This window comes from Curtobacterium sp. 9128 (assembly GCF_007673775.1).
In the GTDB taxonomy this organism is placed as follows: domain Bacteria; phylum Actinomycetota; class Actinomycetes; order Actinomycetales; family Microbacteriaceae; genus Curtobacterium.
Window position 1 is genome coordinate 93,573 of record NZ_VEAF01000008.1, and the last position, 20,181, is coordinate 113,753.

The 20,181-nt window shown below is 72.4% G+C and carries 22 protein-coding genes; 14 read left to right on the top strand and 8 right to left on the bottom strand.

The genetic code is table 11. The features are described 5' to 3' along the window. Nucleotides 1–51 precede the first annotated feature (51 nt). Complete coding sequence (rimK, locus tag FS641_RS16495; RefSeq protein WP_144765800.1) at nt 52–1,242, bottom strand: 30S ribosomal protein S6--L-glutamate ligase; 1,191 nt, start codon at nt 1,240–1,242, stop codon at nt 52–54. Between the two features lie 119 nt (nt 1,243–1,361). On the opposite strand from rimK, the gene FS641_RS16500 reads away from it, so the two are divergent. The 5 genes from FS641_RS16500 to FS641_RS16520 all read left to right on the top strand — a co-directional run bounded on the left by FS641_RS16500 (nt 1,362) and on the right by FS641_RS16520 (nt 5,064). After that, nucleotides 1,362–1,844: a RimK/LysX family protein gene (locus FS641_RS16500; protein WP_144765802.1), complete on the top strand. Its 483-nt coding sequence runs from the start codon at nt 1,362–1,364 to the stop codon at nt 1,842–1,844. A gap of 88 nt (nt 1,845–1,932) precedes the next feature. Then, nucleotides 1,933–2,469: an RNA polymerase sigma factor gene (locus FS641_RS16505; RefSeq protein ID WP_260855893.1), complete on the top strand. Its 537-nt coding sequence runs from the start codon at nt 1,933–1,935 to the stop codon at nt 2,467–2,469. Further along, nucleotides 2,459–3,268 carry a hypothetical protein gene (locus FS641_RS16510; protein WP_144765804.1) on the top strand — a complete coding sequence of 270 codons (810 nt, stop codon included), beginning with the start codon at nt 2,459–2,461 and terminating at the stop codon, nt 3,266–3,268. Before FS641_RS16505 ends, FS641_RS16510 begins: the two co-directional genes overlap by 11 nt. A gap of 174 nt (nt 3,269–3,442) precedes the next feature. Further along, on the top strand, nt 3,443–3,793 hold the full coding sequence (locus FS641_RS16515; RefSeq protein ID WP_222122120.1) for a YciI family protein: 351 nt from the start codon (nt 3,443–3,445) through the stop codon (nt 3,791–3,793). Nucleotides 3,794–3,879: 86 nt separating this feature from the next. Next, nucleotides 3,880–5,064, top strand: a complete 1,185-nt coding sequence (locus tag FS641_RS16520) for an MFS transporter (RefSeq protein WP_144765808.1) — start codon at nt 3,880–3,882, stop codon at nt 5,062–5,064. 96 nt (nt 5,065–5,160) lie between these two features. Here FS641_RS16520 and FS641_RS16525 read toward each other — a convergent pair whose 3' ends face one another. After that, the gene (locus FS641_RS16525; RefSeq protein WP_144765810.1) at nt 5,161–5,505 is read right to left on the bottom strand and encodes a hypothetical protein; all 345 of its coding nucleotides are present in this window, start codon (nt 5,503–5,505) and stop codon (nt 5,161–5,163) included. A gap of 204 nt (nt 5,506–5,709) precedes the next feature. Next, nucleotides 5,710–6,345, bottom strand: a complete 636-nt coding sequence (locus tag FS641_RS16530) for an MBL fold metallo-hydrolase (RefSeq protein ID WP_144765811.1) — start codon at nt 6,343–6,345, stop codon at nt 5,710–5,712. A 36-nt stretch (nt 6,346–6,381) separates the two neighbouring features. Between FS641_RS16530 and FS641_RS16535 the strand changes: the two genes are divergently transcribed. Beyond that, complete coding sequence (locus FS641_RS16535) at nt 6,382–6,852, top strand: MarR family winged helix-turn-helix transcriptional regulator (protein ID WP_144765813.1); 471 nt, start codon at nt 6,382–6,384, stop codon at nt 6,850–6,852. On the opposite strand, the gene FS641_RS16540 is transcribed toward FS641_RS16535, so the two are convergent. Continuing rightward, nucleotides 6,849–7,148 carry a hypothetical protein gene (locus tag FS641_RS16540; RefSeq protein ID WP_260855894.1) on the bottom strand — a complete coding sequence of 100 codons (300 nt, stop codon included), beginning with the start codon at nt 7,146–7,148 and terminating at the stop codon, nt 6,849–6,851. The genes FS641_RS16535 and FS641_RS16540 overlap by 4 nt on opposite strands. A 127-nt stretch (nt 7,149–7,275) precedes the next feature. On the opposite strand from FS641_RS16540, the gene FS641_RS16545 reads away from it, so the two are divergent. The 4 genes from FS641_RS16545 to FS641_RS16560 all read left to right on the top strand — a co-directional run bounded on the left by FS641_RS16545 (nt 7,276) and on the right by FS641_RS16560 (nt 10,375). Beyond that, complete coding sequence (locus tag FS641_RS16545) at nt 7,276–8,043, top strand: LamB/YcsF family protein (protein WP_144765815.1); 768 nt, start codon at nt 7,276–7,278, stop codon at nt 8,041–8,043. Further along, complete coding sequence (locus FS641_RS16550; RefSeq protein ID WP_144765817.1) at nt 8,040–8,663, top strand: allophanate hydrolase subunit 1; 624 nt, start codon at nt 8,040–8,042, stop codon at nt 8,661–8,663. Before FS641_RS16545 ends, FS641_RS16550 begins: the two co-directional genes overlap by 4 nt. Then, nucleotides 8,660–9,544, top strand: a complete 885-nt coding sequence (locus FS641_RS16555; RefSeq protein WP_260855895.1) for a biotin-dependent carboxyltransferase family protein — start codon at nt 8,660–8,662, stop codon at nt 9,542–9,544. The genes FS641_RS16550 and FS641_RS16555 overlap by 4 nt, the downstream gene beginning before the upstream one ends. A gap of 192 nt (nt 9,545–9,736) precedes the next feature. Beyond that, nucleotides 9,737–10,375 carry a hypothetical protein gene (locus FS641_RS16560; RefSeq protein ID WP_144765819.1) on the top strand — a complete coding sequence of 213 codons (639 nt, stop codon included), beginning with the start codon at nt 9,737–9,739 and terminating at the stop codon, nt 10,373–10,375. A gap of 3 nt (nt 10,376–10,378) precedes the next feature. Here the strand turns inward: FS641_RS16560 and FS641_RS16565 are convergent, their stop codons facing one another. The 4 genes from FS641_RS16565 to FS641_RS16580 are packed head-to-tail and all read right to left on the bottom strand — an operon-like array spanning nt 10,379 to nt 13,809. After that, nucleotides 10,379–10,951 (bottom strand): TetR family transcriptional regulator, encoded by a 573-nt coding sequence (locus FS641_RS16565; protein WP_144765821.1) that lies wholly within the window; start codon nt 10,949–10,951, stop codon nt 10,379–10,381. 53 nt (nt 10,952–11,004) lie between these two features. Continuing rightward, complete coding sequence (locus tag FS641_RS16570) at nt 11,005–12,033, bottom strand: DUF2891 family protein (RefSeq protein ID WP_144765823.1); 1,029 nt, start codon at nt 12,031–12,033, stop codon at nt 11,005–11,007. Further along, nucleotides 12,020–13,105, bottom strand: a complete 1,086-nt coding sequence (locus FS641_RS16575; RefSeq protein ID WP_144765825.1) for a DUF979 domain-containing protein — start codon at nt 13,103–13,105, stop codon at nt 12,020–12,022. The genes FS641_RS16570 and FS641_RS16575 overlap by 14 nt, the downstream gene beginning before the upstream one ends. Then, a complete protein-coding gene (locus FS641_RS16580) occupies nt 13,102–13,809 on the bottom strand; it encodes a DUF969 domain-containing protein (protein ID WP_144765827.1) in 708 nt (235 codons plus the stop codon). The genes FS641_RS16575 and FS641_RS16580 overlap by 4 nt, the downstream gene beginning before the upstream one ends. Nucleotides 13,810–13,915: 106 nt before the next feature. On the opposite strand from FS641_RS16580, the gene FS641_RS16585 reads away from it, so the two are divergent. The 4 genes from FS641_RS16585 to FS641_RS16600 all read left to right on the top strand — a co-directional run bounded on the left by FS641_RS16585 (nt 13,916) and on the right by FS641_RS16600 (nt 20,157). Next, a complete protein-coding gene (locus tag FS641_RS16585; RefSeq protein WP_144765829.1) occupies nt 13,916–14,560 on the top strand; it encodes a GntR family transcriptional regulator in 645 nt (214 codons plus the stop codon). 231 nt (nt 14,561–14,791) lie between these two features. Continuing rightward, nucleotides 14,792–17,269, top strand: coding sequence for a polysaccharide lyase 8 family protein (locus tag FS641_RS16590; RefSeq protein ID WP_144765831.1), 2,478 nt, complete (start codon nt 14,792–14,794; stop codon nt 17,267–17,269). Between the two features lie 117 nt (nt 17,270–17,386). After that, the gene (locus tag FS641_RS16595; protein ID WP_144765833.1) at nt 17,387–18,448 is read left to right on the top strand and encodes a LacI family DNA-binding transcriptional regulator; all 1,062 of its coding nucleotides are present in this window, start codon (nt 17,387–17,389) and stop codon (nt 18,446–18,448) included. Between the two features lie 53 nt (nt 18,449–18,501). Further along, nucleotides 18,502–20,157: an FAD-dependent oxidoreductase gene (locus FS641_RS16600; protein ID WP_144765835.1), complete on the top strand. Its 1,656-nt coding sequence runs from the start codon at nt 18,502–18,504 to the stop codon at nt 20,155–20,157. The last annotated feature ends 24 nt before the right edge of the window (nt 20,158–20,181 follow it).

Below are 20,181 nucleotides of genomic sequence, written 5' to 3' on the forward strand. Positions count from 1 at the left end.
ATGCGTCGGGACGCCAGGCGCGGTGCGGGCCCGCGCCGCGCCTGGCGGCGGTCACTGCTCCGGCAGGTGCTCCTTGGGGAGCTTCCGGAGCTTGGCACGCCGTTTGCGGCGCTCCGGGATCATCGACCGCATCTCCTCGAGCTTGCCGAAGCACAGCAGTCGGTCCCCGGGCTCGAGCGCGACACCGCTGCGCGGGTTCGGGATGACGCTCGAGCCCCGGTGCAGGGTCAGGACCGTGATGTCCCGGTCCCAGAGCCCGGACTCCTTGATCGTCTTGCCGACGAGGTCCGCGTTCGTGTGGACGAGCAGCTCGGCCACGCCGTAGCCCGTCGACACGGACAGCCGCTGCCGCACGTCGATCTCGGGGAAGGCGACCTGGTTCGCGATGAAGTCGATGATCGCGCCGGCGATGTCGAGGCCGGTCGCACGCTCGATGCCCTCGAGCCCCGGCGACGAGTTGACCTCCATCACCAGGGGGCCGTCGTTGCCCTCGAGCATGTCGACCCCGGCGACGCGCAGCCCCATGATCTGCGCGGAGCGGACCGCGGCCTCCTCGTACTCCGGCGTCAGCGTGACCTGCTCGACCGTGCCGCCGCGGTGGACGTTCGACCGGAACTCGTCACCGCTCGCGCTCCGGCGCATCGCGGCGACCACCCGGTCGCCGACGACGAGGGCGCGGATGTCCTTCCCGCGGCTCTCCGAGATGAAGCTCTGGATGAGCACGTTCTGCTTGGTGGAGTGCAGGGTCTCGACGATCGACTCGGCGACCTTCGCCTCCGGCGCCAGGATCACGCCGATGCCCTGCGTGCCCTCGAGCAGCTTGATGACGACGGGCGCTCCGCCGACGCGCTCGATCGCGCCACGGACGTCCGCGCGTCCGGCGACGAAGGTGGTCGCCGGCATGCCGATGTCGTGCCGGGAGAGGATCTGGTTCGCCCGGAGCTTGTCGCGGGAGTTGGTGATGCCGTTCGCGGTGTTCGGCGTGTACACGTCCATCTGCTCGAACTGCCGCACCACCGCGGTGCCGTAGTAGGTGATCGAGTTGCCGATGCGCGGCAGGATCGCGTCGTAGTCCGACAGGAGCCGTCCGCGGTACTGCAGGTCGGGGGCGTCCCCCGTCAGGTCGATCGCGAACCGCAGTGTGTTGAGGACCTTCACCTCGTGCCCGCGGTCGAGCGCAGCCGCCCGCAGCCGCTCGGTCGAGTACGCCTGCGGGGCGCGCGACAGGATGGCGAGTTTCATCGGGGCTCCGCGGGGGGTCGTGGGGGCGGCACCGCTCCGGCCGAGGAGCGACGCTCCATCAAAACACCCTCGGGGGCGCGTCGTGTACCGCCGACCCGCCGGACTGCCAGGATGGGCACATGGCCGACGCCCCGAAGACCGCCCGCCGCGGGCCGATCGTCGCGGGGTGGCGTGAGTGGGCGGCACTGCCCGACCTCGACATCCCGTGGATCAAGGTGAAGCTCGACACGGGCGCGCGGACCTCGGCGCTGCACGCGTTCGACCTCGAGGAGCTCCCCGGGGACCGCGTGCGCTTCTCGGTGCACCCGTGGCAGGACTCCGACGCCGATCCCCAGACGGTGGAGTGCGACGTGCACGACCGCCGTGTGGTGCGCAGTTCGTCCGGGCACACGCAGGAGCGCATCGTCGTCCTGACCGAGATCGAACTCGCCGGACGGACGGTGCAGGCCGAGGTGACCCTGAGCAACCGCGACCAGATGGGCTTCCGGATGCTCATCGGCCGCGAGGCACTGCGCCATGGCTTCGTCGTCGACCCGGCACGCTCGTTCCAGGCGGGCCGCGCGCCGAAGGAGATCCGGCGTCGCAACCGCGGTCGGATCTGACCCTCGACGACACGCGTTGGTCACAGATCGGTCACGACGCGACAGGAACGCCGCTCGCCCGACACTTCTGGGGTGAGAGGGGGAATCCGTGACACCCGATGACGACGATGCCGCACTCGTGCGGCGCATGGCACTGGACGACACCGGCGCGCTGGCGACGGCGTTCGACCGGTACGCACCGACCGTGACCCGGTACGCCTGGGCCTTGGCGGGCTCGAAGCAGGACGTCGAGGAGCTGGTGCAGGACACGCTCCTGACGCTCTGGCAGAAGGCCGCGACGATCGAACTGTCCACCGGCACCCTGCTGCCGTGGCTGCTGGTCGTGTGCCGCAACCACGCCAGGAACCAGGCGCGACGCCTGGCGAAGAACGCCGGCGACGAGCTCCCCGCCGAGCTCGCAGCGCCCACCGACGCCGACGACGCCCGCGAACGGCTCCGCTGGGTGCGCGACGAGATCGCCGCGCTCCCGGAGACCGACCGTCGGATCTGCGAACTCTGCCTCCTCGAGGGGCACTCCTACGCCGAAGCCGCGGCCATGCTCGGACTGAGCGTCGGCGCGGTCACCCAGCGGGTCTCCCGGTCCCGCGCGCGACTGAAGAAGGCGGTGACGCACGATGAACACTGAACCCCCCACCGGAGACGACCTCGAGCAGATGCTCGTGACGATGAAACGCACGGTGCTCACACGCGCCGCCGAGCAGCGCACGCAGCGCCCACGCCGAGGACGTCGCGCCGGCATCGTCATCGGCATCATCGCCGTCCTCGGCATCGGCGCCACCAGCGGCGGCGTCGCCCTCGGCATGATCCCGCAGCCCTTCGCCGCCGCCCCCGCGCCGAGCGCGCCAGCAGCGCCCGTCGAGCCGTCGGAGACCCCGACACGGTCGTCGGCCCCGGTCGTCAACGAGCCGACGAGCACCCCGACGCCGACACGGAAGCCGTTCACCCTCGACGACCCGACGTCGTGGACCATCGGGTTCGACGAGGTCGGCCCGGTCGCCCTCGGCGCACCGGTCGCGGGTGAACTCGACGACCTCGACGCGGCGTACACCCGCGAAACGGACGAGTTCTGCAGCAACCCGGACGTCTTCTTCTTCAGCAACGGCGCCGAGCAGGGCCTCGTCGTGACCGCAGTCGGCGGCACGGTGTTCGGCGTCACGGTGGGTGGCAACGAACGCCCTGACCAACCGCTCGGCACCGGACCGACGACGGCCGAAGGGGTGGGTGTCGGAAGCACCCTCGCGCAACTCCGAGCGGCGTACCCGGACCTGGAGCCGCTGCCGAACACCCAGTCCTACGGTCTGCCGCAGTGGACGACCTCCGACGGCAGCCGGCACATCACCTTCGTGCTCGCGGACGACGACGGGCCGGTGAAGACGATCTGGGTGAGCACGAACCCGAACCCGCCGTACGAGTACTGCGGCTGACGCCGCGACGCGCTCGCGTGACCTGACCGGCTCTGGGGGGCGCGCAGTGCGCGCGGGTGCGTCCGGACGGGAGGCGCGGGAGCGACCCGCACCGCGCCTCCCGTCCGTCGGGTCTGGACACCAGTGCCCGACGCGAGCAGGATGTGCCACACCGACCCAGGGAGATGGTGCTCCGTGCAGTTCCTCGTCAACGTCGTCGACAGCGGCGAGGCCGCCGCGGCCGGGCGCACCGACTCCGCGACCGCGGCCGAGCGCGACGCGGTCAGCGCGCTCAACGAACGCCTGCTGGCGGACGGGCGCATCCTGTTCGCCGGTGGGCTCACGGCGCCGGACGAGGCGCTCGTCGTCGACGCCCGGAGCGACGGCGAACCGGAGGTCAGCAGCGGCTCGCTGTTCGTCGGCGACGAGTACGTCGCGGGCTTCTGGGTGCTCGACCTGCCCGACGCCGAGACCGCTCGGGCCGTCGCGACCGAGGCCTCCGTCGCCTGCAACCGGAAGATCGAGCTCCGCCTGCTGCTGGGCTGAGCCCGCGGACCACCGACGGGCATCACGAGCGGGCCGCCCGCCGTCGACTGAGTGGAGCGTTCCAGGGCGGGCATAGCGTTGCAGCCATGCCCGCCCGCTCCGACGCACGCCCCGCGACCGGCTGGTCGCTCGTCGCTGCCACGTACGTCTTCGCCGTCGTGATGATCGGCACGACGATGCCGACACCGCTCTACCCGACCTACGAGGCGCGGTTCGGCTTCGGCGGGACGGTCACGACCGTGCTCTTCGCCGTCTACGCCGGCGGCGTGATCCTGGCCCTGGTGCTCGGCGGCCGGCTGTCAGACGCGGTCGGTCGTCGTCCGGTGCTCCTGGTCGGGATCGCGTGCTCGCTCGCCTCCGCCGTCGTGTTCGCCGTCGGGACCGCCGAGTGGATGCTCTTCGTCGCACGGGTGCTGTCCGGTCTGTCCGCCGGGGTGTTCACCGCGACCGGGACCGTCACGGTGCTCGAGAACGCGCCGGAGCGCCGCAGGAGCATCGCCAGCGCACTGGCCACCGCCGCGAACATCGGGGGTCTCGGACTCGGGATGCTCCTGGCCGGGAGCGTCGCCACCCTGACCCCTTGGCCGCTCCACGCACCGTACGTCGTGCACGCCGTCCTGCTCGTCGTCGCGGGCATCGCACTGCTCGCCGTGCGTGACGTCGTCACACCGGACCGGTCGAGGGTCCGCCTGCAGTTCCCCGGGATCCCGCCGGAGAGCCGAGGGGTGTTCGCCGCGTCGAGCACCGGTGCGGTGGTCGGGTTCGCGGTGTGCGGGCTGTTCTCGTCCGTCGCCCCGAACTTCATGGGGCAGGTGCTCGGCGTGCACTCGCCCGTCGTCGTGGGCGTGGTCGTGTTCGCACTGTTCGGGGCGTCCGCGACGGCGCAGATCGCGCTGCGCGGGCTGGCGGACCGGACGCTCGTCGTCACCGGCTCGATCGCGCTGGCCGCCGGCATGGGCGTCCTGGCGTGGTCGCTGCTCGCGACGTCGATGGCACTGCTCGTCGTGTCATCGGTGCTCGCCGGCGTCGGCCAGGGACTCCTGTTCACGACGGGACTCCGGGCGATCACGGCAGCGACCGAGCCGTCACGACGCACCGAGGCCACGACGTCGTACTTCGTGCTGGCCTACCTGTCGATCTCGATCCCCGCGATCAGTGCGGGTCTCCTCGCCGCGGGGATCGGCCTGGTGCCGGCCGGCGTCGTGTTCGCCGCGGTGGTCGCGGTCGTGTCGCTCATCGGCCTGACGACGGCGCGACGCTTCACGGCCTGACGGCGGCGCGACGCTTCGCGGCCTGACGGCGCACGACCAGACGACCGGACGGCGACGACCAGGCGGCGTGCGGACCCACCGCACGCCCGGGGCCCATCAGCGCCCGCGGCGGAACCACGCCCGCACGGCCGACGCCGCGCGGGTGAGGGTGCCGGAGCCGCTCCGCGGAGCAGGCACGAGCACACGCGGTGCCTGGAACGCCACGTCGTGCAGGTTGTTGCGCTTCGAGCCGTCCCAGTTCGCGAACAGGTACGAGCCACCGATCATCGACAGGCTGCGGACCTGCGCCCGACGCCACTCCCCCGCGCGCACGACGTAGCCGGAGTGGCCGGAGCGGATGTTGTGGATGACGGTGTCCACGTCGATGACGCTCGTCGTGGTGACGACGGCGGTGATGCCCGTTCGGTCGCGGGCGACGTACTCGATGATGTGTTCAGTCACGGGAGGCTTCAGGTCGACAGGAGTGGTGAGCGGAACCGTCGTTGCTTCCGTCCACAGGATACGTCGCACCCCCGACCGATGGTGCCCCCGCGATCGCGGGACAGCCCCGAGGGCGGTCCCGCTGCGGTATCCGGATGGTGACCGGTGACGGACGCCAGGCCCGGTGCCGGCCGGCCCCACGCCTGGCGTCCGTCATGCGCCGCCTCAGACCGCGATGGTCTCGCCGTCGGCGAGGGTGACCAGGTCGACACCGGTGAGCTGTCCGGCGAACTGCGCGAAGGACCCCTTGCCCACCTCGCTCAGCATGAGGTCGTGGATCTGGACGGCCCGCGTCGGCTGCACGGCGCGGACGAAGTCGACGAGCTCACCGAGCTTGGCCCACGGACCGGAGGTCGGCACCAGGAGCGTCTCGACCGACTGCTCCGGCACGAAGTAGGCGTCACCCGGGTGGTAGAGGACACCGTCGACGATGAAGCCGACGTTGCTCATGGTCGGGATGTCCCGGTGGATGACGGCGTGCTCGCCGCCCACGACGTGGACGGCGAAACCGGCCGCGTCGAACTGGTCACCGGCCGTGACGGACGTGACGCGCCCGTCGTGGTCGCCGAGCTCGGCGGCGACGTTCGCCGGAGCCCAGACACGCAGCTCGGGCTGGGCGTCGAGCGCGACGGTCAGGACCGACGCGTCGAAGTGGTCCGGGTGGTCGTGGGTGACGAGCACCGCGGTGGTGCCGGCGACGAGCTCGGCGGAGTTCGGGGTGTAGGCGCCGGGGTCGATCACGAGGGTGTGCTCGCCCTTCGCGAGAACGACGGTGGCGTGGGTGTACTTCGTGAGGTCCATGCCAGAAAGTGTACAGTCTCCCTGTACACTTTGCTCATGACCCCGTATGCGCGACCCTTCACGCTCGACGACGCAGACCGCCTGCGTCGGTCGATCGGCGACAGCGTCCGGGCGATGCGCCGGTTCGAGTCGACGCCGGAGGGCCAGGTCGAGGTCCTGGGCTTCCTGGTCCGCGACGGCGCCTGCAGCATCGCGACCCTCGCACGGCTCCGGCGAGTGCGACACCAGTCGATGCGGACGACCGTCGCCGACCTCGAGCAGGGCGGCCTCGTGACCAGGGCTCCCGACCCGTCGGACGCCCGCGGCGTGCTCGTCTCGGTGACCGACCGGGGCATCGCGATGATCGACGCACTGCGACTCCGACGGTCGACGCGCATCCTCGAGGCGGCCGAGCGCGCCCTGGAGCCCGCCGAACGGGCGGTGCTCGCGCAGACCGCCGGCGTGATGGACAAGCTCACCGCAGCGCTCCGCGACGAGGCCGACCGGGCCGACGCCGCGACGGACTAACGCACGACGAGCCGGCCGCGCGCGAACGGCAGCAGTCCGGCGCGGTACTCGACCACCTGGGCGGTCGGACCGACGACGACGGAGGCGGCCCCGAACCGCCAGACGCGGTTGAACAGGTACACGCCGATCGTCGACCCGCCCGCGTCCGGCACCGCCCACGTGCCGGTCCCCCACTGCGCCGGCTGCCCGACACCGTCGACCGTGACCGTCGGCCGCGCGCCCCACGCGAACGGCGGCTTCACGATCCGGAGCTCGACGCGGCGTCTGGTCGTCCCCGAGGGCAGCGGTGCATCCACAGCCGAACACTACGGCCTGCCCGACGCCCTCCGGAGCGCGGAGGGCCCGCGGCCGGAGCGCGACCGGTGCGCCGGCTCCGGTTCGACGGTAGATTGTTGAACAACCCGGCGACGACAGGGAGCACTCGTGACGACGATCGACCTGAACAGCGACCTCGGCGAGGGCTACGGCGCCTGGTCGATGGGCGACGACACCGCCATGCTCGACGTGGTGTCGAGCGCCAACATCGCGTGCGGCTTCCACGCCGGCGACCCGTCGATCATGCTCGCCACGGCCCGTGCCGCCGCCACCAGGGGCGTGGCGATCGGCGCACACGTGGCGTACCGCGACCTGGCCGGGTTCGGCCGGCGGCCGGTACACGTGACCCCGGACGAGCTCCACGCCGACGTCGTCCACCAGCTCGGTGCGATGGCCGCCACCGCCCGGGTCGCCGGCACCGCGGTGACCTACGTCAAGCCGCACGGCGCGCTCTACAACACCGCCTGCGCCGACCCGGTGCAGGCCGAGGCGGTGACCCGCGCGATCGCCGAGGTCGACCCGTCCCTGGCGGTGCTCGCCCTGCCCGGCTCGGAGCTCCTGCGCGCAGCCGAGCGGCACGGGCTCCGCGCCGTGTCCGAGTCCTTCGCCGACCGTGCGTACGAACCGGACGGCTCGCTGGTGCCGAGGAGCCGACCGGGATCGGTCCTGCACGACCCGTCCGACGTCGCCACCCGGGTCCTCCGGATGGTCACCGAGGGCGTCACCACGGCCGTCGACGGGTCGGACGTGGCGGTCCGTGCCGACTCCGTGTGCGTGCACGGCGACTCACCCGACGCGGTCGCGATGGCACGGGCGATCCGCGCACTGCTGACGACCGAGGGCGTCTCCGTCGCACCGTTCGCCCCGGCCCCGTGACCGGCGACGTCCGGTCCGCCGGCAGTGCCGCACTGCTGGTGACCTTCGAGTCCCTCGACGAGGTCGTCGCCTTCCACGCCGGACTCACCGCAGCGTCCCTCCCCGGGGTGACCGAGGTCGTCTCCGGAGCACGCACGCTCCTGGTCCGGTTCGACCGGGGCGCCACCGACGCCGGACGCCTGCGCACCGACCTGGCGCGGGTCCGGCCCGTCGCGGGCGGCCACCGGGACGACGACGAGCCGATCGTCGTCCCGGTCACGTACGACGGCGACGACCTCGACGCCGTCGGCAGCATCACCGGGATGACCCGCGAGGCCCTCGTCGCCTGGCACACCGGCCAGGTCTGGACGAGCGCGTTCTGCGGGTTCGCACCGGGCTTCAGCTACCTGACCGGCACGAGCCCGTCGCTCGACCTCCCCCGCCGCACGACGGCGCGCACGGTCGTGCCGAGCGGCGCCGTCGCGCTCGCCGGCGAGTTCAGCGCGGTCTACCCGCGCCCCTCGCCCGGCGGGTGGCAGCTCATCGGCCGCACCGACGTCGCCATGTGGTCGGTCGACCGCGACCCGCCGGCGCTCGCCCCCGCCGGCACCCGCATCCGCTTCGTGCGAGCGGCCCGGTGAGCGCGCTCACCGTCCTGCACGTCGGGTTCGGCGCCACGATCCAGGACCTCGGCCGCCCCGGACTCAGCGACATGGGACTCGGGAGCGGCGGTTCCGCCGACCGCGGGTCCGCAGCACTCGCGAACCGCCTGGTCGGCAACCGACCCGGCGCGGCCGTCCTGGAGGCCCTGCTCGGCTCCGTCTCGCTCCGTGCCGACGCGCACGTGGTCGTCGCGGTCACCGGTGCGGCTCCGGCGGTGACCGTCGAGCACGCGGACGGACGGGTGCGTGGCGCAGCGGCGTTCGAGGTCCTCACCCTGGCACCCGGCGACGTCCTGACGCTCGGCGTGCCGGCGACGGGCCTCCGCACCTCCGTCGCCGTCCGCGGTGGGTTCGCCGTCGAGCCCGTCCTCGGCAGCCGCTCGTGGGACTCGCTCGCGCAGCTCGGCCCGGAACCGGTGTCGGCGGGGACGGTGCTGCCCGTCGGGGACGACGCGGATGCGTGGCCCCTGGTCGACGCCGTCGCACCACCGCGCACGCCGTGGCCCGGTGACCCCGTGGTCCTCACGGTGACGCCCGGTCCGCGCGACGACTGGTTCACCCCGGCGTGGCGCAGCACCCTGGCCGGCCAGGACCACCACGTGAGCCCGGACAGCGACCGTGTCGGGGTCAGGACGACCGCCGCGGCGCCCCTCGTCCGTGCGGTCACGCGCGAACTCCCGAGCGAGGGCGTCGAGACGGGTTCGCTCCAGGTGCCGCCGGCGGGCTTCCCGGTGCTGTTCCTCGCCGACCACCCGGTGACCGGCGGCTACCCGGTCGTCGCGGTCCTCACCCCCGGGTCCGTCGACCGGGCAGCCCAGCTCCGCCCGGGTGACACCGTCCGGTTCCGCGTCCGCGGCTGAGGCTGCAGGAGCGCACAGGATCGGGTAGCGTCGAGGTGCCTCGGCTGGACCGAGCGCGGCCGACCCTGAGGGCGGCGCCGGGGCGCACGCGGGGGCGTGCGGCTGCGCGACCGCGTCACGGTCACCCGTACGAGACCGTGACGCGCGCTGGGGGCAGCAGGTCTTCCCCGGTGTCGTCTCTGGGAGGAAACCATGTACCGCAAGCACGTCACCGTCGCGATCACCGGCATCGCCATCGCGTCGTTCGCCCTCGTCGGCTGTTCGGCCGGCGGATCCGGCGACGACGACTCCGCCGCTGCGAAGCCGTCCCGCTCGGCCGCCGCGGACCGGGCGACGCCGACGCCGTCCGCCACCGAGTCGGCCACGGCGTCCGGCGAGGTCGCCGTCACGTCGGAGAAGATCGTCGACGACCAGATGGGGCACACGGCGCAGGCCGACCGGGTCGTCCGCGACTTCCCCTGGACCTCCGCGCAGTCCGGGCTCGCCGACCGCGACGACAACGAGCAGGTGCTCGTGCACGTGACCATGACGGCAGGCGAGAAGTTCTACTCGACGATGGACTGCGGCTCCATCCGGGTGCAGGCGCACGGCAGCACCGAGTCCTACACGTCGCAGGGCACGACGCCCGTGATCGAGGACGCGATGGAAGCGGCCGGCTACCCGGCGTTCGCGTCGATCGACCAGGGGCAGTCCGGCGAGGGGTGGTGCGCGTTCTCGGTCACGGACCCGACGGACGTGCTCGACCTGGAGTACGTCCGACTCGCAGCGTCGTCGAACGACGGCACGCAGATCACGGCGAAGGACTTCTTCTCCGAGATGGTGCCCCGGTGAGCGTCAGCTGACCAGGGCGGCGACGGCGTCGACGACGACCTGCCGTCGCCGCGCCGGGGTCACCGCGCCCACGAGCGGCTCGAACCCCGGCGGCAGCGTGCTCCAGAGCGCCGCGATGCCGAGGACCAGGCCGAGCAGCACCGCCGGTCGGTGCCTGCGGGCGACCAGTCCGGCGCGCTGTGCGTGCTCGACGGCCTCGACCGCTCGGCGGTTGCCGGCCAGGACCGCTTCGATCGGACTGTGCTCCTGCCGTTCCAGGCGGTACCACGTGGCCAGACGCAGTGCCTCCGGCCGCCGGACGAAGCTGTCGTGCAGGCGTCCCGCGTACCCGGGCAGGTCCTCGGCCTCGAGCGGGACGTCCGCGAGCGTCTCGGCGACGGACTGCGCGACGACCGCGTCGAACAGCCCCTCCTTGCTGCCGAAGTAGTGGAAGACCTGCGCCTTGTTGCTCGACGCCGCCGCGGCGATCCGCTCCACGCGGGACGCGGCGAGCCCGACGGCGGCGAACTCCGCACGCCCCGCGGTGAGGAGTCGCGCACGGACGGCGTCGGCGGGCGGGGGCGTGAAGGCGGCCATGCCGACCACGCTACCGACTGCGCGCCCGGGCACGCGGCAGCCCGAGCGCCCGGTCAGCGTGCAGCGTGCTCGCGGGCCTCCATCGCGTCCCAGGCGAAGCTCGCCAGCCAGTGCGTGGAGTAGTACTCCTCGCCGACGCTCGCGGCCAGCCCGGAGGCGAGGAGCCGGTCGGCGGCCTCGTCGAGCAGTCCCCCGAGCGGATCACCATCGCCGAGGGCATCGGCGATGCGGCGCGCGGCCCCGGCGCGCGACAGGTCGAGCCCGAACAGGTGCACCTGCTGCGGGTCGTTCTCGTCGCGGACGGTCGTGGAGGTCAGGATCGCGTCCCCCGCCCGCACCTCGGCCAGGAACGCACGGGCCCACGGCGCGAACTCGGGCGCAGGCAGCACCGCCCGCATGAGGTCGGCCTCGGCGAGCCCGGCGGAGAGGAAGTCGTGTCCGCTCCGCTCCCAGGCGAAGGGCCACCCGGCGTCGTCGCCGAACCACGCACGGGCAGTGCGCTCGCAAGTGGCGGCGAGGGCGTCCCGCCCGAGTGACCGTGCCGCCTCGAGCACGAGCAGCAGGCCGAACGCGGAGTTCGCGTGCACGCCGTGGCGCACCGGATGAGCGGCGCCGTCCACCCATGCCGTGACGAGCTCCTCCACGACGTCGACGACGGGGACGAACCCGGGTGCGAGCTCCCGGACCGCCGGGGACTCGGACGCGGACACCTCGGCGGCGAGCCGCATCAGCCAGGCCCACCCGTAGGGGCGCTCGTAGTGCGGCGTCCCGCGGAGGTACGCCGCCTCCGTCGCCAGGTGGGTGGCACTGAGGTGGGCCTGCAGGACGGAGGTGATCCGGGCCTCCGGTCCGGCCGGCAGTCCGAAGGCGACCAGGCGCGCGGCGAGCCAGTGCATGTGCACGGAGGAGTGCCAGTCGTACGACGTCGCGAACGCCGGGTGCAGTTCCACCGGCAGTGCGCGGTCGTCCGGGCCGGACGTCGTGTGGTGCGCCGCGTACGGGTACTCGCGGGTGGTGTTGTCCGCCGCGACGGCGGCGAACCGTTCTGCCCAGGCGGCGCGGGCGAGGTCAGAATGCGACAAGGTACATGACTCCCATGTTCACGACGAGCAGGATGACGGCGGTCGGGATCTGCGCCTTGATCGGCCCGTACTTGTCCCGCATCTCGAGCAGGGCCGCCGGGACCAGGTTGAAGTTCGCCGCCATCGGCGTGACCAGGGTGCCGCAGAAGCCGGCGAGCATGCCGATGGCGAAGACCGCGGCGGGGTTGCCGTCGAAGCCCTGGACCAACACCGGCCACCCGATCGCGGCCGTCATGATCGGGAACGCGGCGAACGCGTTGCCCATGATGACCGTGAACAGGGCCATGCCCAGGCAGTAGACGACGACCGCGGCGATGAGCGAACCACCGGGCAGGATCGACCCGATGATCGTGCCGACGGCGCTGCCGACGCCGGCCTGCGTGAAGACGATGCCGAGCGTCGAGAGCATCTGCGGCAGGAGTGCTGCCCACCCGATCGCCTGCAGCAGGCGTCCGCCCTCGCGGATCGGCGTGGCGACGGATGGTGGGCGGAGGACGAACACGGCGACCACGACCGCCAGGACGGAGCCGATGCCGAGACCGGTCAGGGTGGCACTGCCCTCGGCGAGGAGCGGCTTCCCGCCGACGGACACGAGGGGGCCGAGCGTCGCGACGAGCACGGCGACCACGGGGACGACGAGGGCCGGCACGAACAGCCGGTTGCCGAAGCGGGCCGCGAGGGTCGCGCGTTCGTCGGGCGACGTGGTCGCGAGGACGCCGGTGCTGCCGGGCTTGACCACGGCACCGGTCGGCTCAGCCGGTCCGGTCTCCGCCCCGACCCCGGCACCGGGGATGCTCGCGACGCGGGTCCGGCTCGGCCGACCGCCGCGGGCTGTGGTCCCGGTGAAGCCGAGGCCGGCGAGCGCCACCATCACGAGCACCGCGACACCGAGCGCCCATGCCGGGGCCGTCTTCGCCGCGACGAAGGTGCCGTAGAAGAAGGACAGCCCGAGGATGCCCCAGAACGCCGCGTTGCCGAGGCGCTTGGCGTGGGTGGTGTCCGTGACGATGAGCACCGACACCGCGATGAAGAACGCGCCGATGAGCCAGTAGAGCCATTCGCTGGTGATCACGCGTGGACCTCCGTGTCGGCGGCCGCGCCGCGCATGTCGGCTGCCATCCGGTCGAGCTTCCGGTCGAGCAACAGCAGCCTGGTGCCGTGCACGAGGAGGGCCGCGATGCCGGTCGGGATCGCCCAGAGCGCCAGGTCGATCGGTTCGAGCGACAGCCCGTAGGTGGTGTCGACGAAGGTCGTGATGAGCAGGATCGACCCGACGGCGACGAAGACGTCCTCGCCGAAGAAGACCCCGACGGTGTCCGACGACGCCGAGAAGCCCTTGATCTTCTCGCGCATCGACTCGTCGATCCGGCCGTACTTCTTGATCGCGGCCCCCTCGGCCATCGGGTTCACGAGCGGGCGGACGGTCTGTGCGGGACCGCCGATGCTGGTCAGCCCGACTGCGGCCGTGACCTGCCGGACCGCGAGGTAGCCCGCGAGGATGCGCCCGGTCGTGAGCCGGTCCAGCTTGGCGATGAGGCGCTTGGCCTGGTCCTGGAGGCCGTAGCGCTCGATGAGCCCGATGACCGGCAGGACCAGTGCGAACGTGGTGACCGACCGGCTCGAGGCGAACCCGTTGCCGAACGCGTCGAGGATGCCGACGGGACCGATCCCGCCGATGGCCGCGGTGACGATGCCCGCGACGGTCACCACGAGCAGCGCGTTGACGCGCAACGCGAACCCGATGATGACGACGGCGACGCCGATGAGGACGAACATGCGGGACAGTCTGGACGCGATTGTTCAACAATCGCAAGCACCTCGGGAGATCTGTAACACGGTGGTCACACGCGGCCCGGTGGAGGGCTCATGCCAGGATCGGGGCATGACCCGTTCCGTCGGCAGTGCCGAGGCCGCCGCCTCGCGGCTCCGCTCGGCGATCGCCGACGGCGCGTACGCACCCGGTGCGCAGCTGTCCGAGGAGCGGTTGAGCGACCAGCTCGGCGTGTCCCGGAACACCCTGCGCGAGGCGTTCCGGCTGCTCGCACGCGACCGACTCGTGGAGCACGTCTTCAACCGCGGGGTGTTCGTCCGCCGGCTCTCGGCCGACGACGTCGGCGACCTCTACGTGGCACGACGGGTGCTCGAGGAGGCGGCCGTCCGGTCCTGCACCCCGGGGTCGTCGGCACTCGACGCCGCCGCGACCGCGGTCGACGCCGCCCGTGCCGCCGCTGCGGTCGGCGACTGGCGCGCGGTCGGCACGGCGGACATCGCCTTCCACGCCGCGCTGGTGCGGGCGGTCCCGAGCACGAGGGTCCACGCCCTGATGGACGCGCTGCTGGCCGAGATGCGGCTCGCCTTCCTGACGACGGACGACCCGGCGTCGTTCCACGCCGGCTTCGTCGACCGGAACCAGGAGATCGTCGCGGCCCTGCGCGCCGGCGACACCGACGGCGCGTCCGCGCTGCTCGCCAGCTACCTCGACGACGCGGAGCGGACGCTGCGGTCCGCCGCGGTGAACACCCGCTGACGGACTGGAGGCTCGGAGCGGGTCCGTCGTGCGCCGTTCGCCCCTCCGGCGCGGGCCCGTCGCGCGCCGGTCGACCCGTCCAGCACGGCACCGCCGACGCCGGGATCGCCGCTCATCATCATGAGCAGCAGTAATCCGTATGAGCACCTTGACCGGGGTGCGCAGCGGCGCAGATCATCGGGGTCGTGACGGGCACCGCCGCCCGCCACGGGACGATCCCCGGAGGACGCAATGCCTGCTCGATCCACCTCGTTCGACCTCTCCCGCCGGTCGCTGCTCGTCGGAGCCTCGGCCGTCGCGGCACTCGCCACGGTCGACACCGTCGCCGTTCCGTGGCGCGCGTCGGCTGCGGTGACGACCGACTTCGACCGGTTCCGGTCGCAGTGGCTCGGGACGCTCGTCGCCGACTACGACACGTCCGATCCGGTGCTCGTCACGTACGTGCAGGACACCGCCGTCGCCGCGGACGCGTTCTGGCGCGGGACGACGCCACTGGACACCTCCACGGACCGGACGACCCTGTGGGCGGACCTCGCGAGCCCGACCACCTCGTCGACGGTGACGAGCACCGCCAACCGTCTCCGGCAGCTCGCGCTGGCACTGCGGTCCGCAGGATCGAGCCTGTCCGGGAACGGCGCGCTCCGCGCTGACCTGGTGTCAGCGCTCGACTGGTTCCTCGCGCACAAGTACGACGCCACGTCGTACCACGACAACTGGTGGGACTGGCAGATCGGCACCCCGCTCGCGCTGAACGACTTCGTGGTCCTGATGTACGACGACCTCTCTGCGGACCAGATCAGCCGAGCGATGGCAGCGATCGCACACTACGAACCCGACCCGAAGGTGACGGGTGGCCTGACCTCGACGGGCGCGAACCGCAACTGGGCCTGCGCCGTGACGATGCTGCGCGGAGCGATCAGCCGCGACCAGGCGGTGGTCGACGGCGCACGGCACGACCTCGAGACGATCTTCCCGTACGCGACGGCGGGCGACGGCATGTACACCGACGGCGGCTTCGTGCAGCACGTGACCTACGCGTACACCGCCGGGTACGGCCTGTCGCTCCTGCAGGTCCTCGGCACGGTCATGATCGCCGCGTCGGACACCCCGTGGGCGTTCTCGACCGGACAGGTGGCGGAGGTGTTCGACTGGACGCAGGACAACTACGCACCGTGGATCTACGGCGGCGGCCTGATGGACATGAACCACGGTCGCGGGATCTCGCGGTTCTACGAGACGGACCGTCGGCAGGGACGGCTCGTGCTCGGCGTCCTGCTCCAGCTCGCGGCGGTGTTCCCGGCGGCTCCGGCGCTGCAGCTCCGGTCCCAGGTCAAGGGGTGGATCGCCGCGTACGACTCGTACGCGTTCGACGGCAGCACCCCGGGCGAGCGGCAGCCGGGGTTCTTCGAGTACGACCCGGTGCCGATCCAGCAGGTGTTGCTCACGTCGGTGGTCCTCGGCCGCGCACTCATGGCGGACTCCAGCGTCCCGACGGGCCAGGAGTCGACCAGGACCGTCGTCGCGACCTCGATGGCCCGCGCGGTGCACCGGCGACCCGGGTTCGCGATGGGCTTCGCCATGGAGACCACCGCGATCAAGCCCTACGAGTGTGCGAACGGCGAGAACCGGATGGGCTGGTACCAGGGCGAAGGCGCCGTGTACCTGTACCTGCCGAACCAGCTCGGCCAGTGGGCGAACGAGTGGTGGCCCACCGCCGACAAGACCCGCATCCCCGGGACGACCGTCGTGCAGCAGACCCCGACGGTCGGCGTCGGCGTCCGCTCCACCGTCGCGAACACCTGGGCGGGTGGCGCGGTGCTCGACGGCGACGCAGCCGTCGGCATGGGCTTGTCATTCCGAACCCAGCCACTCCGCGCTCGGAAGTCGTGGTTCTGCATCGGCGACGTCGTCGTGTGCCTGGGTGCGGGGATCACGAGCACCGACGGCAACGTCATCCAGACGATCGTCGAACAGCGCAACGTCGGGCCGGCCGGCCGCACGGCACCGATCATCGACGGCACGCTGTTCGACACCGTCCGGAGCACCCCCACCGCGTTCACCCCGAACTGGGCGTACATCCCGAACACCGGCGGCTACCTGTTCCCGGAGGACGACACGACGGTGCAGGTCGTGCGCGAGGACCGCACCGGGAAGTGGACGGACATGGACGACCGCGGCACGTACGAGGACGACACGACGTACTCGCGGCGGTTCATCGGGTTCTGGATCGACCACGGCGCGGACCCCACCGATGCCGAGTACGCCTACATCCAGCTCCCCGGAGCGACCCAGGCGCAGGTCGCCGGCGCCGCTGTGACCGCGGCGGACGTGACGATCGTCGCGAACACCGCCGACGTGCAGGCCGTGACGCGGAGGACGGCCGCGACGACGAGCGCCGGCCACGTCACCATGGCCAACTTCTGGAAGGCCACCACGCCGCCGGCGGCCGCGGGCATCCAGGTCGACCAGCGCGCCTCCGTCGTGCTCAGGCGGCAGGGCGACCAGCTCGCCGTCGCCGTGAGCGACCCGACCCAGCGGGTCACCGGCGACGTGGTCGTGACGCTCGACAGCGCGGTGCTCGAGCGCGACCCGGCAGACCCGGGCGACGCCGAGGTCCGCGTGGTCGCGACGACCCCCCGCCTGCAGATCGCGGTGCCGGTCGGCGGTGCCGCGGGGAGGTCGTTCGTGGCCAGGTTCCGGACCGCCTGAGCCGGCACAGGATCGCTTCCGGAGAAATTCCGCTGATCATACGTATGACCGCGCGGGATCGCGTACGGTCATCCGCATGACCTCATCGACGAGGTCCCGAGCTCCGGAGCAGAACCCATGCCAGCACCCCGCGCACGCGTCACGCAGCGCATGATCGCCGACATCGCCGGCGTGAGTCAGTCGACCGTGTCGCTGGTGCTCAACGGCAAGGCCGACGAGTCGCGCCGCATCCCGGCTGCGACGCGCGACCGCGTGCTCGACGTCATCCGGGAGACCACCTACGTCGCGAACCCGGTCGCTCGGAGCCTCGCCGGGGCCACGAACGACCTCATCGGCGTCTTCACGTACGAACCGGCGTTCCCCACCCGCTCGTCGGACTTCTACACGCCGCTGCTCACGGGCATCGAGAGCGCGGCGGAGCAGGTCACCGCGGACCTCCTGGTCTTCACGAGCACCCCTGTGGTCGACGGTCGACGACGGCTCTTCCACGAGTCGAACCGGCTCCGGCTGGCAGACGGCTGCATCCTGCTCGGCAGGGAGATGGACGCCGACGAGCTCGAGCGGCTCCTGGCCACGGACTACCCCTTCGTGGCCATCGGCCGACGTGACGCCGCCCACGGCCGGGTGCCCTACATCGGTGTGGACTACGCCTCGGCCACGCGGGAGCTGGTGCAGCGCGCACTCGACCTCGGGCACACCCGGTTCGGCCTGCTGCGCCTCTCCCTGGGTGCCGAGTCGTCCCGAGACCGCCACGACGGGATCGTCGACGCCCTCGCCGGAGCAGGGCTCGACGCCGCAGCAGCGTTGACCGAGGCCACGGTGACCGACCACCCGACCGTCGCCGACGCCTGGGAGGCGATCCGGGCCTCCAGTCCGACCGTCGTCCTCGTCGAGGACCCGGACGACGGCGAGGAGCTGCTCGACCTGCTCTCCGCCGCCGGCGTCGCGGTCCCGGCTGCGGTCTCGGTGGTCGTGCTCGGCGAGCACACCCGCCATCGCGACCGCGGGACGGACGTGACGCGGCTGAGTGCACCGCGCACCGAACTCGGCGCGCGTGCCGTCACGGCCCTGACGGAGCGCATCGCCGCGGTGCAACGGGGTGAAGCGCCACCCCCGGTCCAGGAGCTGCTCGCCTGCGCCATCGTCGACGGGACGACACTCGGCCCGCCGTCGCGCTGAACCCACCCCGCCACCACCCGCACACCACCCCCCTCGACAGGAGTCGCTGCACCATGCCCGGAACCCCCTCGACCACGACCGCCGTCCCCGTCAGCACGGACGTCGTCATCATCGGCGGCGGCCTCGGCGGCGTCGCCGCCGCCCTCGCGGTCTGCCGCGCCGGACGCCGCGCCGTGCTCACCGAGGAGACGGACTGGCTCGGCGGCCAGCTGACCAGCCAGGCCGTCCCGCCGGACGAACACCCGTGGGTGGAGCAGTTCGGCGTGACCCGGAGCTACCGGGCCCTACGCGACGGGATCCGCGACCACTACCGCCGCGCCGCGCCGCTCCGAGCCGAGGCCGCGGCCCTGCGCGACCTCAACCCGGGTGCCGGTCGGGTGAGCAAGCTCTGCCACGAGCCGCGCGTCGCGCTCGCGGTGATCGAGGAGATGCTTCAGCCGTACCGCACCGCCGGGCTCCTGACGGTCATGCTCGACCAGCGTCCGGTCGCCGCATCCGCCGAGGGCGACCGGGTCACGAGCGTCACCGTCGAGCGTGCCGACGGCCGGAGGACCGAGCTCCGCGGCGCGTTCGTGCTCGACGCCACCGAGACCGGTGCAGTCCTCCCGCTCGCTGGCGTGGAGCACGTCGTCGGTGCCGAGTCCCGCGACGAGCACGACGAGCCGCACGCGCCGGAGGTCGCGGACCCGGCGAACCAGCAGGGCATCACGTTCTGCTTCGCGGTGTCGCACCACGACGGCGAGGACCACACCATCCAGCGCCCCGAGATGTACGACTTCTGGCGCTCCTACCAGCCGGACTTCTGGCCGGCACCGCTCATCGGGTTCCTCGCTCCGGACCCCCGCACACTCGAGGCGCACCCGCGGACGTTCGAACCCAACCCGGACACCGATCCCCTCGCCGTCACCGCCGACCAGAGTGCCGACGCGGGCGACAAGGAGCTCTGGGGCTTCCGGCGCATCGTCGCGCGGAAGCTGTTCACCGACGGGGCGTTCGCGTCGGACATCTGCCTCGTGAACTGGCCGCTCAACGACTACTGGCTGCAGCCGGTGATCGGCACGTCCGGGGACGCGGAGACGGACGCCGCGACCACGAGGCGCGCGCTGCACGAGGCACGCCAGCTCTCGCTGTCGGTCCTGTACTGGCTGCAGACCGAGGCCCCCCGACCGGACGGCGGCGCGGGCTTCCCCGGTCTCCGCCTGCGCGGCGACGTCACCGGCAGTGACGACGGACTCGCGAAGGCCGCGTACATCCGCGAGTCCCGTCGGATCAGGGCCGTGACCACGATCGTCGAGCAGGACGTCTCGGCCGAGGTCCTCGGCGTGACCGGACGGACGCGGTACCGCGACTCGGTGGGCGTCGGGAGCTACCGCATCGACCTGCACCCGTCGACCGGCGGCGACAACTACGTCGACATCGCCAGTGTCCCGTTCGAGATCCCCCTCGGCGCCCTGGTCCCCCGCCGCGTGACGAACCTCCTGCCGGCCGCCAAGGACATCGGCACCACCCACATCACCAACGGCTGCTACCGACTCCACCCCGTCGAGTGGAACGTCGGCGAGGTCGCCGGCGCCCTCGCCGCGCACTGCATCGCCACCGGCTCCACCCCGCAGGCCGTCCAGGCCGACGACTCCCGCTTCGCCGACTTCGCCGCCCTCCTCGACCGCGACGGCGTCGAACGGCGCTGGCCAGCGGTCCAGGGCTACTGACGCTCCCTGGCCCCGCGGGCCAGG